This is a genomic window from Streptomyces sp. Y2F8-2, assembly GCF_014905555.1.
Classification (GTDB): domain Bacteria; phylum Actinomycetota; class Actinomycetes; order Streptomycetales; family Streptomycetaceae; genus Streptomyces; species Streptomyces cynarae.
Map to the genome: position 1 here is coordinate 58,015 of NZ_BNGS01000003.1, position 12,943 is coordinate 70,957.

A 12,943-nucleotide genomic window follows, 5' to 3' on the forward strand; every position below is an offset into this window, starting at 1 on the left:
GGTGCGCAAGATCCCCGGAACGGACATGCGAAACTTTTCACATGAGTGCCGCCTGTCGCGCCCCCCAGCGCCTGAACCGCACCCGTAGCCGCAGCCGCCGACGCGCCGTCCTGGCCACCGCCGGGGCCGCCGTCGCGGCGCTCGTCCTGTCCGCCTGCGGGTCCGGCGGCACCTCGGGGGGCTCCGGCAACACCAACTTCATCACCGGCAAGGACGGCATCGCGACCGTCAAGAAGGGCGAGCGGGCCGACGCCCCCGACCTGTCCGGCACCACCATCGACGGCAAGAAGCTCGACGTCGCCGACTACAAGGGCAAGGTCGTCGTCATCAACGTCTGGGGCTCCTGGTGCCCGCCCTGCCGCGCCGAGGCGCCCAACTTCGTCAAGGTCGCCAAGGAGACGGCGAGCAAGGGCGTCCAGTTCGTCGGCATCAACACCCGCGACACCAGCACCGGTCCGGCCCGCGCCTTCGAGCAGCAGTACGGGGTCACGTACCCGAGCCTGTACGACCCGACCGGCAAGCTGATGCTCCGCTTCAAGAAGGGCACGCTCAACCCGCAGGCGATCCCGTCCACGCTGGTCATCGACCGGGACGGGAAGATCGCCGCGCGCACACTGCAGGCCCTCACCGAGGACAAGTTGCGCGAGATGCTCGACCCGGTCCTCGCGGAGAAGTGACGTGACGGCCGTCTCCACGCTCGCCGCCGAGGGCTACAACGGCACGGTGCTCAACGGCGCCCTGCTGGTCGCCCTCCCCGTCGCCCTGCTCGGCGGTCTCGTCTCCTTCTTCTCCCCGTGCGTCCTGCCGCTGGTGCCCGGCTATCTGTCGTATGTGACCGGGGTCACCGGCACCGACCTGGCCGAGGCCCGGCGCGGGCGGATGGTCGCGGGCGCCTCCCTGTTCGTGCTCGGCTTCACCGCCGTGTTCGTCTCCACCGGGGCGCTGTTCGGGTTCTTCGGCTCGACGCTCCAGGAACACAAGGACGTTCTGTCCAAGGTGCTGGGCGTCTTCATGATCCTCATGGGTCTGTTCTTCATGGGGGCGATGCCCTGGTTCACCCAGCGGGAGTTCCGCTTCCACAAGCGGCCCGTGGCGGGTCTGGTCAGCGCGCCCGTGCTGGGCGCGCTGTTCGGCATCGGCTGGACCCCGTGCATCGGCCCGACCCTGTCCTCGGTGCTGATGCTCTCCTCCGACCAGGGCAGCGCAGGTCGCGGCGCCCTCCTCACCATCGCCTACTGCCTCGGCCTCGGCGTGCCCTTCGTGCTCGCCGCCGTCGCCTTCCGCAAGGCGCTCGGCGCGTTCGGCTGGGTGAAGCGGCACTACCAGTGGGTGATGCGCATCGGCGGCGGCATGATGATCGCGACCGGGCTGCTGCTGGTCACCGGCGCCTGGGACGGCATCGTGCAGCAGATGCAGAGCTGGTCCGACGGCTTCACGGTGGGGGTCTGATCCATGAGCGACACACGGAGCACCGACGTGCACAGTGAAGAGGCCCCCGAGATCCTGGCGCAGGACAGTGAGGCCGACCTCGGCGAGGCCGGGTCGCAACTGTCCACCGCCCCCGTCGAGACGGCTGTGCCCGGCTCCTTCGGCGGCTCCCGCGCCCCCGGCGCCAAGGGCTGGATCACCTGGACCGCGCGGGAGATCATCGGCTGGGCCCGCTGGTTCTGGCGGCAGCTGACCTCCATGCGGGTCGCGCTGATCCTGCTGTTCCTGCTCTCGCTCGCCGCGGTCCCCGGCTCGCTGATCCCGCAGACCGGCCAGAACGCGCTGAAGGTCCAGGACTTCAAGGACTCGCACAAGACGCTCGGCCAGATCTACGACAAGCTCGGGCTGTTCCACGTCTACAGCTCGGTGTGGTTCTCCGCGATCTACATCCTGCTGTTCATCTCGCTCATCGGCTGCATCATCCCGCGCACCTGGCAGTTCACCGGCCAGCTCAGGGGCCGTCCGCCGGCCGCCCCCAAGCGGCTGACCCGGCTGCCCGCGTACGCGACCTGGCGCACCGACGCCGACCCCGAGCAGGTCCGCGAGGCCGCGCTGGCGGTTCTGGGACGCCGCCGCTTCCGCGCGCATTCCCCCAAGCTCTCGGCTTCTCTCGAGCAGGGAGGGACCCCCATCGGGGACGCGGTGGCCGCCGAGAAGGGCTATCTGCGCGAGGCCGGCAACCTGGTCTTCCACATCGCGCTCGTCGTGATGCTGGTCGCCTTCGCCTGGGGCCAGTTGTACAAGACGGAGGGCAACAAGCTGATCGTCGAGGGCGACGGCTTCTCCAACACCCTCACCCAGTACGACGACTTCAAGTCAGGCAACCTCTTCAGCGACGACAACCTGGTGCCGTTCAGCTTCACCCTGGACAAGTTCACCGGCACCTACGAGCGCAACGGCCCCAACAAGGGCACCCCGCGCACCTACCAGGCGAACATCACCTACAGCGTGGGCGCCTACGGCAAGGACAAGAAGACCACCATCAAGGTCAACGAGCCGTTGGTGATCGGCGACGCCAAGGTGTACCTGGTCAGCCACGGCTACGCGCCTGTCGTCACCGTCCGCGACGGCAAGGGGAACGTCGTCTTCCATGACGCCGTGCCGCTGCTGCCGATCGACTCCAACGTGACCTCCCAGGGCGCCGTCAAGGTCCTCGACGGCTACAAGAACGCCCAGGGCCAGTCCGAGCAGCTCGGCTTCCCGGCGTTCTTCGTGCCGACCTTCGCGGGCGCCGGCCAGGGCACGATGTTCTCCCAGTTCCCGGCGCTCGACTACCCGGTGCTCGCGGTGTCCGCGTACCACGGCGACCTGGGCGTCAACGCGGGCATCCCGCAGAACGTGTACCAGCTGGACACCAAGGCGAGGGGCCTGAAGCCGTTCAAGGACGCCAAGGGCGACATCGTCAAGGCCCGTCTGCTGCCCGGCGAGACCATGAAGCTGCCGGGCGGGAACGGCTCGATCACCTTCGACAAGCAGATCAAGTCGTGGGCCGGCTTCCAGGTGGTGCAGCAGCCCGGCACCGGGTGGGCGCTCGGCGGCGCGATCGCCGCGATCTTCGGCCTGGCCGCCTCGCTGTTCATCCAGCGCCGCCGCGTGTGGGTGCGCGCGACGACCGGGGCCGACGGCGTCACCGTCGTCGAGATGGCCGGCCTCGGCCGCAGCGAGTCCGCGAAGGTGCCCGAGGAGCTGGGTGACCTGGCCGCGCTCGTCCACGAGCAGGCACCCACGAAGACCGACGAGAGCGACGAGACCGTCGAGTCCGCCGAGAACGACGAGACCGCCGACGACACGACCCCCGACGCCGACCCCGAACAGGAGCCGGACGCCGCAACCCCCGTACCTGCCGCTGAAGGGGCTCAGAAAAAGTGACCCTCGCCACCGCCACCAACGAACACCTCGCGAACATCAGCAACACGCTGATCTACTCCGCGATGGCCGTCTACACCCTGGCCTTCTTCGCGTACATCGCCGAATGGCTCTTCGGCAGCCGCAGCAAGGTCGCCCGCACGGCCAACGCGCTCACCACCGAGGCCGGGCGGAAGGCCGCCGGGCCCGCGGTGACGGTCAACAAGGCGGGGGGCACCGCGGTCCTGGAACGGCCCAAGGTCGTCACCCGGGCCGTGGCCGGCGCCCGTGACGTGCCGGACGGCCCCGGCGCCCACGGCGGTGACGAGCAGGGCGACCTCTACGGGCGTATCGCCATCTCCCTCACCCTGCTCGCCTTCCTCGTGGAGCTGGGCGGCGTCATCGCCCGTGCGGCCTCCGTGGAGCGGGCGCCGTGGGGCAACATGTACGAGTTCAACATCACGTTCTCCACGGTCGCCGTCGGCGTCTACCTCACGCTGCTGGCGCTGAAGAAGAACGTGCGCTGGCTCGGCCTCTTCCTGACCACCACGGTCCTGCTCGACCTCGGCCTCGCCGTCACCGTCCTCTACACGGCGAGCGACCAGCTGGTCCCGGCCCTGCACTCGTACTGGCTGTACATCCACGTCTCCACCGCGATCATCTGTGGCGCGGTCTTCTACGTCGGCGCGGTCGGCACGATCCTGTACCTGTTCAAGGACTCCTACGAGAACAAGCTGGCGAGCGGCGGCAAGCCCGGCACCTTCGCCACGTCCGTCCTGGAGCGGCTGCCGTCCTCGGCGTCCCTCGACAAGTTCTCCTACCGCGTGAACGCCGCCGTCTTCCCGCTGTGGACGTTCACGATCATCGCGGGCGCCATCTGGGCGGAGTCCGCCTGGGGCCGCTACTGGGGCTGGGACCCGAAGGAGACCTGGGCGTTCATCACCTGGGTCGCCTACGCGTGCTACCTGCACGCCCGCTCCACGGCCGGCTGGAAGGGCCGCAAGGCGGCGTACATCGCGCTCATCGCCTTCGGCTGCTGGCTGTTCAACTACTACGGCGTGAACATCTTCGTGGGCGGCAAGCACTCGTACGCGGGCGTCTGAGTCCCTGCGACGAAAGCCGGTTCCCCGGACGCGGGTCAGGGGGAACCGGCCTTCGCCGTGCACGCGGGCGAGCGGCCGTAACGCGTGCGGAACGCTCCCTCGGGAGCGAGGCTGGTGTCATGACCGATCCCATCGAAGAGGGCACAGCCGAGCACCGGGGGGACGCCTACGTACGGCACTACCTGCTGCGCCTGCCCCGCCCCGTGGAGGACGTCTGGCCGGTGCTGGCCTCCGCCGCCGGCCTCGCGGAGTGGCTGGCCCCCGCCGAGCCGTTCGAACCACGGCTCGGCGGCGCGGTGGGCCTGCGGCTCCCGGACGGCCCGGCCGAGGGCCGGATCACGGCCTGGGACGTGGAACGGGTCGCCGAGTACACGGTGGCGGGCAGGGGCCGCATCCGCTTCCACCTGGAGCCGGGCCGCCCGACGGGGACGACGGTGCGGTTCACGCACGAGAGCGGGGAGGACAGGGACCCGGGCTGGCGGGAACGGTTCGAACGCCTGCTGGGGTCCTTGGCCCCGGCTCTTGACGACGGTGCCTAGGCAGGGGGCAGGCACTCCTTGGCCGGCGGACGGCCCTCCGGCCAGGCGATGCGCACGAACCGCGCACCCCCGTCCGGGGTGAGTTCCACGATCGGTACGGCCTTGTCGTACGGGTTCCCGTGCACGTCGAGGCAGATCCAGCCGCTCGCCCCGTCGACCCGGTGCGAGCCCTTCATGAACGCCCACTCGTTCACCACGTCCGCCAGCGCCGGCACCGCGTCGCCGGTCGGCGTGGCCTCCCGCATCCCCTGCACCGCGAGCCGCATGGCGTCGTACGCGATGGTCAGCTGCCCGTCGGCGAGATCCACCGGACCGATCGGCCCCACCGGCTGCTTCGTGCCACGCGCGATCAGGCCGTCCAGCTCCTGCGCGTCCGCCGCGCTGCCGCCGGTCCGCGCCGTCTCCTTCTTCCACGCGTCGGGATGCGCGAGCGCGGTGTAGCGCACGGACAGGTTCCGCGTGAGGGCCTTCCAGTCGAGGCGCTTGTCCCCGTTGAGGTACGAGCCCTCGTCGCCCGTGAGCACGGTGAGCCGGTGGTCCATGCAGCCGCGCGCGCCCAGCGCGTTGACGAACTGCCGCAGCTGGGTGTGGCGCCCGGCGAACAGGATCGTGTCCGTGGTCTTCGGGGTGTCGCACACCAGTTGGGTGATCTGCCGGAACTGGTTCGCGGTCGTGCCCTCCTGCGTTCGGTCCACGGGCGGGGTGAACGGCTGCGCCTGGTACGGCGATCCGGCCACCAGCTTCTCGAACGCGCTCTGCAGGGTGCGCGTGTAGGGGTCGCCCGGCTTGTCGTACACCAGCAGCGCCCTGCCCCCGGAGACCCGGGCGAAGGACGCGAGCGCACGGGCCGAGTCGCTGTTGGTGGGGGCGACACGGGCGAGCCCCGGGTAGGGGTCCTTGCCGTCGGCCCCGTTGGCGAGGCTGTCGGCGGTGATGGAGGAGCCGACGACCGGGATGCCGCGGTGGGTCAGCTCCTTGACGGCGGCACGGTTGTTGTCGGTGCTCAGCCCTATCCCGGTCACCGCCCGCAGCCGGTCGGCGCCCTCGGCCATCAGCGTCAGCCGGTCGACCACACGCGGCCAGTAGGACCCGTCCCGGCCGGTGTTGGCGAGCACCAGCCGGATCTGGGGGGTCTCCCCGGTCGCGTCATGGTTGGCCCGGTACTGGGCGAGATAGGCGCCCTGGAGTTCGTGCAGCGTGTCGTCCACGCTGTCCGGGTCGCTCGCGGTGAACGGCTCGAAGAGCGCGACGGTGACGTAACTGCCGGACTTCAGACGGTCGTTCTCCCGGTACACCGCCTTCACCACGTCGGCGAACCGACGCTGCCCGAAGTCGTACGCCGTCGTCGACACGCCCACGCAGTCGCCGCCGTCGAGGCGGGCCACGCCCGGAGCGCAGGAGGGCTGCCGGCCGACGTAGGTGACGACGGCCCACGCGGTGCCGGCCACCAGCACGGCGGCGAGCAGCAGCGCCGCATACCGGCGGAAGCGGATCTCCCAGACGTCCTCGCGCAGCCAGGTCCACCAGCGTGCCGCCATCATCGCCCCCCGTTCTCGTACGGTCCGCGGGGACCGCCCCGGCCACCGGGACCACCCGGAACACCCCCGCCCCACGGACCGCAACGGCCCGCCGTCATACCGGTCATCCCCGGCCCCCGTCCCCGTCCCCGTCCTCGCCGTCGCCGGGGATGCGCAGGGTCCGTCCGGCCAGCGCGTCCGTCGGCCAGTCCCGCGAGGCACGCCACAGCAGGGCGGTGCCCGAGGGACGCAGGTTCGACAGCTGCTCCAGTTCGAAGCGCAGCCGTTCGGCCACCTTCACATCGGGCAGCACCAGCGGATCGGTCAGCTGCCACACCGCGTGCAGCAGCCGCCGCACCCGCAGGTGCAGGACGGGGTCCACGCCCTGCGGCGGCCGCTGTTCGGCATCCGTACGGCCGAGCGCCACCGCGGCCCGGTGGTCGTGGTCGTGACCGCCGTCGAAGTCCCGGCCCTCCGGGTCGTGCGCGTGGTAGTAGGGCGCGGACGCGATGAAGACCAGCGCGGACAGCCAGGTGCCGACATCCGTGCCGGTGAAGGTGTCGCGCAGATGGGCCACGGCGAAGTCCGCCTTGCCCAGGGCGAGTTCGTGATGCAACCGGTAGCGGGCGGCGTCCGCCCCGCCCTGCTCGCCGTAGTGGTCGACGAGCGCGCGGTGCGCCGCCTGCCACTGGGCGTGGCCCGCGTCGAGGTGGTGCAGCCGCAGCAGGAGCAGCGTGCGCAGGAACGGGTCCCCGACGAACTGTCCCGGCGCGCTCGGCCAGCCCTCCGCGGCGAGCCGTTCCTCCAGTCCGAGCACCCCCGCCGCGCCGAAGTCGTCCGGGAGGCGGTCCCGGGCGAGCGCCAGCGCGGACGTGCGGTCGTGGGCGGCCGCGAGCACGGTCAGCTCGTCGAGCCGGCCGCCCGGGACCAGCCGGTCCAGCAGCTCCTGGTAGGCGGGGCGGCCGTCGTGGTCGTCGTGGACGGTGACGTCCCCGGTGAGCAGCGCGCCGAGGGACGCGGCCCCGCGCGGCAGGTTCTGCCGCGCCGACTCGGCGAGCAGGGTGATGCCCAGCGGGCTGCCGCCGGTGAGCCGGTGCGTGGCGTGCGGGAGCTGGGGCGGTACGTCGACGCCCTGGCAGACGGCGCCCACGATGTGCAGGGTGTCGTCGGGCTTGAGCGGCGGCAGCGACACGAGCAGCGCCCGGGAGGACGGGGAGGCGCCGGGCTCCCAGCCGGTGGTGCGGGCGACCTCGGTCAGGGTGCGGCGGGCCGCGTTGCGCAGGGCCGGGTGGGTGTGGCCGCGCAGAGCCGAGAAGAAGACGACCTGGTCGCGGATGCCGTCCGCGCGGTCACGCAGGACGCACTCCAGCAGGCCGCGTCCGGCGGGCTCCTGCACGTTGTCGATGAGGATCACCGGGCGGCCGACGCGGCGGGAGCGCTGCACCACACCCGCGTAGGCGTCGTCGAGGTCGGCCAGCAGGGCCCGCACGAGATGGCGCTCGGCGTGGGTGCGGGAGTCGCCGCCGGCCCGGAAGTGCCCGGACAGCAGGATGAGCCCCAGCTTGGGGTTGCCGCCCGCGTTCGGATAGTCGCGGTACCAGGTGGCCGCCCTGCGCAGCCGGCGGTGGGTGGGGGAGACGCCCTCGCTGAAGGACTCCAGGGTCGCCTCGATGATCGGCTCGACGACGGGCCCGGTGTTCGACATGGACGCGATGAGCTTGGCGACCACCTTGCTCACCCAGCGGCCCGCGAAGCCGTCGAGGAAGGACCGGGAGTCGTTCAGCAGGAGGATCCGCTCGGCCTCCTGCCGGATGCGCGGTACGTCCCGGTCGCCCCAGCCGCCCGCCGCGACCGCGAGCAGCCCGGAGGCGAGGCGCGGGAACCCGATCCGCCGGGCGCCCGTGACAGGCTCGGCGAGCTGCTCGGCGACGGTGGTCAGCGCCTGCGCGACCGGCGACCAGACCTCGCCGGGCCGCTCCGGCGGCGGCCCCGCGAACTGCGGCTCCTCACCGTCGATCAGCGCGACGGGCGTGTGCCCCTGGTAGGCGGCGCGCACCTCGTCGAGCAGCGCGCTCTTGCCGAGTCCGCGACCGCCCGCGAACACCACGAACGGCAGGTCGGCGTCGTGCTCGTACGGACAGGAGCGGAGCTGGTGGGGGCGCAGACCCACGAGCCGCGAGGCGAACCCGGGCGGCTCGGTGTCGAACAGAGGCTCCCGGCCGTGCAGCCGTCTGTCGTCCACCGCATCTCCCCCCGGCGCGGTCCGCTTCGCTGTGCTGCTGTGAGCTGTACCCAGAAGTGAGGTATACCCAGACCACCGTTGAAAAACGGGGAGTTGATCCGGATCGGAGCGCACGATGACCGTCTGGTTGCGAAAGTCTGCGGAACGAGGACGACGATGACCGAGGCCCTGACCGATCCCCGTATCCCCACCATCGACCTGCGGCCGTGGCTGCACGGCGACCCCGCCGCCCGCGCCCGCATCGCCCGCACCGTCGACGAAGCCCTCCAGACCGCGGGATTCCTGCTGGTCACCGGCCACGGCGTGGACCCGTCCCTGCGCACCCGGATCCGCGAGGCCGCGCGGACCTTCTTCACACTGCCGGTGGCGGTCAAGGAGAAGTACGCGGCCCGGGTCGGCGGGCGCGGCTGGCTCGGCCCCGGCACGGAGGCCAACGGCTACGCGGAGGGCACCGAGACACCGCCCGACCTGAAGGAGTCACTGACCTTCGCGACGCAGGAGCCGTTCGAGGACCCGGAGATCGACGCGGAGTGGTACGCGCCGAACGTCTGGCCGGCGGAGGTGCCGGAGCTGCGCGGGCTGTGCGAGGAGTACCTGGCGCGGATGGCGGAGCTGGAGAACCGTCTGCTGTCGCTGCTCGGCGAGGCACTGGGCCTGGAACCGGACTTCTTCACACGGCACATGGCCCGTCCGACCTACGGCTTCAACATCAACTGGTACCCGGGTAGGGACGTCGTCGGCGAGCCGGAGCCGGGCCAGTTCCGCATCGGCCCGCACACCGACTTCGGCACGGTCACGATCCTGGACCGGCAGGCGGGCAGGGGCGGCCTGCAGGTGTGGACGGACGAGGGCGGCTGGGAGGACGCCCCTTACGACCCCGAGGCGTTCACCATCAACATCGGTGACCTGATGGCCCGCTGGACGGGTGACCGCTGGCGCTCGGGCCGCCACCGCGTCCTGCCACCGCCGGTGGACGCTCCCGCCGAGGAGCTGATGTCCCTGGTCTACTTCGGCGAGTGCACCCCGGGGACGATCGTGGAGTCGGTTCCGGCGCCGGTGGGCAGGGTGGCGTACGAGCCGGTGGACTCGCATGTGTACCTGCGGGAGAAGCTGGACTCGATCACGGTGAACTGAGGCCCACTGGAGCAGCCCGGGTTCCGTCAGTCGGCCGCGGGCCCCTCGCCCCGCTCCCGCCGCCGCAGCTCCTCCTCGCGGCGGCGCAGGTCGGCCTCCCACTCCTTCAGCAGGGCCTCGTCCTTCTTGTTCTCTTCCTTGAGGGACCTGAGGAACTCGGGATTGTCGTCGGGTGCGACAAAGGCGCTGCGGTGGTTGCGGTGCCACTCGGAGGGCGTGGATCCGTACGCCGGGGCGGGGCCGCGGTGCTTGCCGGCCACCAGCCAGGCGATCGGGCCGACCAGCACCTCGCCGAAGAGCAGGATGATGATGACCCAGACCACCTTGGGCAGCCCGCGCACCTGCTCCTCGGGGGTGTTCAGGCAGTCGATGAAGGCGTATATCCACAGCGCCAGGACCAGCAGGAACGGCAGATACCTGAACATGGTGGTGCGATCCCCCAGGAGACGGCGAGGGGCGTGCGACTGGCCCCGGTGACGGGGTCAGGGTAGCGGGCGGCCGCTGTGCTGTTCCGGGGGCGCTGCCCCCCGGCCGCTCCGCGCGGCCGGACCCCCCGGCCGAACCGCCGGGGTGCCCGGAGTTCTGCACCGGGTCTCGGCGATACTGGGACGCATGGCTTATGACGATCTTCGGTCCCTGCTCCGGGCGCTGGAGCGCGAGGGAGACCTCAAGCGCATCAAAGCCGAGGTCGACCCCTATCTGGAGGTCGGGGAGATCGTCGACCGGGTGCAGAAGTCCGGCGGTCCCGCGCTGCTCTTCGAGAACGTGCGCGGGTCGAGCATGCCGCTGGCGATGAACGTCTTCGGCACCGACCGGCGGCTGCTGAAGTCCCTCGGCCTGAAGTCGTACGACGAGATCTCCGAGAAGATCGGCGGCCTGCTGAGGCCCGAGCTGCCGCACGGGTTCGTCGGGGTGCGCGAGGCCTTCGGGAAGCTCGGCGCGATGGCGCACGTGCCGCCCAGGAAGGTGAAGGCCGACAACGCGCCCGTCCAGGAAGTCGTGCTGCACGGCGACGACGTCGACCTCGACACCCTGCCCGCCCTGTTCACCTGGCCCAAGGACGGCGGCTCCTTCTTCAACCTCGGGCTGACCCACACCAAGGACCCCGGGACCGGGATCCGCAACCTCGGTCTGTACCGCCTCCAGCGCCACGACAGGCGCACCATCGGCATGCACTGGCAGATCCACAAGGACAGCCGCAACCACTACCAGGTGGCGGCCCGGCGCGGGGAGAGGCTGCCGGTCGCCATCGCCTTCGGCTGCCCGCCCGCCGTGACGTACGCCGCCACCGCGCCGCTGCCCGGCGACATCGACGAGTACCTGTTCGCCGGCTTCATCGCGGGCAAGCGGATCGAGATGGTCGACTGCAAGACGGTGCCCCTCCAGGTCCCGGCGAACGCCGAGGTGGTCCTGGAGGGCTGGCTGGAGCCCGGGGAGATGCTGCCGGAGGGGCCGTTCGGCGACCACACCGGCTTCTACACCCCGCAGGAGCCCTTCCCGGCGCTGACCATCGACTGCGTCACCATGCGCCGCCGCCCGCTGCTCCAGTCGATCGTCGTGGGCCGCCCGCCGACGGAGGACGGACCGCTCGGCCGCGCGACGGAGCGGTTCTTCCTCCCCCTGCTGAAGATCATCGTGCCGGACGTCGTGGACTACCACCTGCCCGAGGCGGGCGGCTTCCACAACTGCGCGATCGTCTCGATCGACAAGAAGTACCCCAAGCACGCCCAGAAGGTGATGCACGCCGTCTGGGGCGCCCACATGATGTCCCTCACCAAGCTGATCGTGGTCGTCGACTCCGACTGCGACGTCCACGATCTGCACGAGGTCGCCTGGCGCGCCCTCGGCAACACGGACTACGCCCGGGACCTCACCGTCGTCGAAGGCCCCGTCGACCATCTCGACCACGCCTCCTACCAGCAGTTCTGGGGCGGCAAGGCGGGCATCGACGCCACGAAGAAGTGGCCCGAGGAGGGCTACACGAGGGACGGCGGCTGGCCCGACATGGTCCTGTCCGACCCCGATACGGCGGCGAAGGTCACCCGCCGCTGGAAGGAGTACGGCCTGTGAGCAGCGCCTCCGCCGCGATCCCGCAGCCCGGACGCACCAAGGCGTTCCTGCGCCTGGTGATGATCGAGCACTCCGTCTTCGCCCTGCCCTTCGCGTACATCGCCGCACTGACCGCGATGTACCAGTGGGACCGGAACATCCACTGGGGACGGCTGCTCCTCGTCACCGTCGCGATGGTGGGACTGCGCACCTTCGCCATGGCCGCGAACCGGATCATCGACCGCGAGATCGACGCCCGCAACCCGCGCACCGCCCAACGCGAGCTGGTCACCGGCGCGATGACGGTGCGGCACGCGTGGACCGGCGCCCTGATCGCGCTGGTCTTCTTCCTGGGCGCCGCGGCCCTGCTCAACCCGCTGTGCCTGGCGCTCGCCCCCATCGCGGTCATCCCGATGGTGGTGTACCCGTACGGCAAGCGGTTCACCAACTTCCCGCAGGCCATCCTCGGTCTCGCCCAGGCGATGGGCCCCATCGGCGGCTGGCTCGCGATCAGCGGCAGGTGGGACTGGGACGCGGTGATCCTCGGCCTCGCCGTCGGCATCTGGATCGGCGGCTTCGACCTGATCTACGCCTGCCAGGACGTGGAGACGGACCGCGAGATCGGCGTCCTGTCGGTACCGGCCCGCTTCGGCATCCCGGCGGCCATCTGGGGCGCCCGCGCCTGTCACGCCGTCACCACGGCACTGTTCGTCTGGTACGCGGTCGTCACCGGCGCCGGCTTCTTCTTCTGGCTCGGCCTGGTGATCGTGGCGGGCGCCTTCCTCTACGAGCACACGATCGTCCGCCCGCACGACCTGACCCGCCTGAACCGGGCCTTCTTCAGCGTCAACGGGTTCATCGGCATCGCCCTGTTCGGGTGCGCGCTGCTGGATCTCCTGACCCGCGGGCTGACGGCCTGAATGCCGTGCAGCTCAAAAGCTGTGCGTCCACTGTGTCATTCATGTGATCGGCGTACGTACAGGGCTGGTAACGGACGGCACTTCGCGGAGTGAAATGCCGCCCGGT

Annotated in this window: 11 protein-coding genes; 8 read left to right on the plus strand and 3 right to left on the minus strand. The window is 70.9% G+C overall.

Features of this window, described 5'->3' with window-relative positions; translation table 11 throughout:
* The first annotated feature begins 41 nt into the window (after positions 1-41).
* From SY2F82_RS10215 to SY2F82_RS10235, 5 genes are all read left to right on the plus strand, one after another.
* Positions 42-677 (plus strand): TlpA disulfide reductase family protein, encoded by a 636-nt coding sequence (locus SY2F82_RS10215; RefSeq protein ID WP_200418708.1) that lies wholly within the window; start codon positions 42-44, stop codon positions 675-677.
* A 1-nt stretch (position 678) separates the two neighbouring features.
* On the plus strand, positions 679-1,449 hold the full coding sequence (locus SY2F82_RS10220; protein ID WP_200418709.1) for a cytochrome c biogenesis CcdA family protein: 771 nt from the start codon (positions 679-681) through the stop codon (positions 1,447-1,449).
* Between the two features lie 3 nt (positions 1,450-1,452).
* A complete protein-coding gene (locus SY2F82_RS10225) occupies positions 1,453-3,357 on the plus strand; it encodes a cytochrome c biogenesis protein ResB (RefSeq protein ID WP_200418710.1) in 1,905 nt (634 codons plus the stop codon).
* Positions 3,354-4,436 (plus strand): c-type cytochrome biogenesis protein CcsB, encoded by a 1,083-nt coding sequence (gene ccsB / locus SY2F82_RS10230; protein WP_200418711.1) that lies wholly within the window; start codon positions 3,354-3,356, stop codon positions 4,434-4,436. Before SY2F82_RS10225 ends, ccsB begins: the two co-directional genes overlap by 4 nt.
* Positions 4,437-4,555: 119 nt before the next feature.
* Entirely contained in the window at positions 4,556-4,975 is a 420-nt protein-coding gene (locus tag SY2F82_RS10235) for an SRPBCC domain-containing protein (RefSeq protein ID WP_200418712.1), read from the plus strand.
* Here SY2F82_RS10235 and SY2F82_RS10240 read toward each other — a convergent pair.
* Both SY2F82_RS10240 and SY2F82_RS10245 read right to left on the minus strand, forming a co-directional pair.
* Positions 4,972-6,513, minus strand: a complete 1,542-nt coding sequence (locus tag SY2F82_RS10240) for an ABC transporter substrate-binding protein (protein WP_200419397.1) — start codon at positions 6,511-6,513, stop codon at positions 4,972-4,974. The two genes, SY2F82_RS10235 and SY2F82_RS10240, sit on opposite strands and share 4 nt — an antisense overlap.
* Before the next feature lie 103 nt (positions 6,514-6,616).
* A complete protein-coding gene (locus tag SY2F82_RS10245; protein ID WP_236041336.1) occupies positions 6,617-8,734 on the minus strand; it encodes a hypothetical protein in 2,118 nt (705 codons plus the stop codon).
* A 156-nt stretch (positions 8,735-8,890) separates the two neighbouring features.
* Between SY2F82_RS10245 and SY2F82_RS10250 the strand changes: the two genes are divergently transcribed.
* Entirely contained in the window at positions 8,891-9,868 is a 978-nt protein-coding gene (locus SY2F82_RS10250) for an isopenicillin N synthase family oxygenase (protein WP_200418713.1), read from the plus strand.
* 26 nt (positions 9,869-9,894) lie between these two features.
* On the opposite strand, the gene SY2F82_RS10255 is transcribed toward SY2F82_RS10250, so the two are convergent.
* Positions 9,895-10,293 carry a PLD nuclease N-terminal domain-containing protein gene (locus tag SY2F82_RS10255; protein WP_200418714.1) on the minus strand — a complete coding sequence of 133 codons (399 nt, stop codon included), beginning with the start codon at positions 10,291-10,293 and terminating at the stop codon, positions 9,895-9,897.
* A 187-nt stretch (positions 10,294-10,480) separates the two neighbouring features.
* Between SY2F82_RS10255 and SY2F82_RS10260 the strand changes: the two genes are divergently transcribed.
* Entirely contained in the window at positions 10,481-11,938 is a 1,458-nt protein-coding gene (locus SY2F82_RS10260) for a menaquinone biosynthesis decarboxylase (RefSeq protein WP_200418715.1), read from the plus strand.
* On the plus strand, positions 11,935-12,837 hold the full coding sequence (gene mqnP, locus SY2F82_RS10265) for a menaquinone biosynthesis prenyltransferase MqnP (protein WP_200418716.1): 903 nt from the start codon (positions 11,935-11,937) through the stop codon (positions 12,835-12,837). Before SY2F82_RS10260 ends, mqnP begins: the two co-directional genes overlap by 4 nt.
* The last annotated feature ends 106 nt before the right edge of the window (positions 12,838-12,943 follow it).